The 1,218-nt window shown below is 32.1% G+C and carries 1 protein-coding gene; it reads right to left on the bottom strand.

The window, feature by feature from the left end:
• Positions 1-1,057 (bottom strand): ABC-three component system protein (locus tag OQ5_RS20795; protein WP_016777412.1); only part of this gene is annotated, 1,057 nt, incomplete at its 3' end.
• Positions 1,058-1,218 lie beyond the last annotated feature (161 nt).

The following is a 1,218-nucleotide window of genomic DNA, read 5'->3' as shown; positions in this document are numbered from 1 at the left end:
CTAGATGATGGCAAATTCCAGTTTTGTCTTGAGGTTTAAGTTCTGGAAATAATGCATTACTTTGAAACGCCGCTGATTTAGCAGAATTAGTTGTAGCTATAAGTCTTTTATAACCATCGTGGTACTCTTGATTGCAAACATCTACAACCTGTTCAAAAACGTCATCTTTTAATTCCTCAAATGCATCAACTTCGGAAGCTATATTGTCACGACTAAATTGAGCTAAAGTCTCAGCAAAGTAGAAACAATTTCTAGAACGGTCGAAATGTGTTTTTAATTCATTATTTTCTTTGATATCATCAACTGTTTTTACATTTTCCTTTGAATAATCTTGATATGCTTCAAAAAGTTGAGTTACATAATTAATCTCTCTGTCCGAGATTAATTCACTAACCTCAATTTTTAAATTTCTCTTTTTGTTTAAACCACCTCCGAAATAGTAAGGGTAAATTGATGTAGTCTGAAATTGATTTATAAAATCAACTGGTTCAAGAGTATGTATAATAGAGAAATCAAAATCGTTTAAATACTTCTCTAATTCCAGTGTTAAAGAATCATCTTCTTTTTTCGTAATGTTTCCTTTAATTTTTGAATTCCATTCTTTAATCAGATTACTCTTTAGTTTTTTCTCGTCTTTGATTAAATCAAGTAAGGATGGACTTATGCCTTGCGGAGAAACAAAATAGTACTTTTGAGGAATACTGTAATGCTTGTAAAAAGTATAGAAAACAAGCTTTGCAAATTCAAGTCTAATGCTTGAATAAGTTAATTGTTTTGAATAATGTTTGCATTGAAACAAATCAAATTTATCATTTTTAAAATCATGATAGCCACAAATATCACGTCCCTTATCTCCAGCTCCTCCTAGCTGTAAAACTATTTCATAATTATTCTTTAAATAATCCTTTACCCAATGTGAAATAATTTCCTCGTAAGTATCTTCATCTATCAATTGTAGTCTTTTTATGGGAGGTATAAGTTTACCAACCAACAAATCTGTGTTTGAGATTCGATGAATCATCTTTGGTTCTGGTATGTCTATTTTTTCTATACTCATACTCTCATTTTCGCTTTGCGCGCAGGCAAAAATTTGGCTCTTTTGCAAGCTGAGGCATCAGCTTGTGGGGTAGAGCTTGCAAATGTGCCAAATGTGCGTTGGCATTTTTTAGTTCGGTCTTTCATATGTTGCACGGTCTTTTCTTAGCATGAAACACAACG

The sequence above is a fragment of the Anaerophaga thermohalophila str. Valhall genome, from assembly GCF_000250735.1.
Classification (GTDB): domain Bacteria; phylum Bacteroidota; class Bacteroidia; order Bacteroidales; family Marinilabiliaceae; genus Anaerophaga; species Anaerophaga thermohalophila_A.
This window is presented reverse-complemented; position numbering and strand designations above follow the sequence as displayed.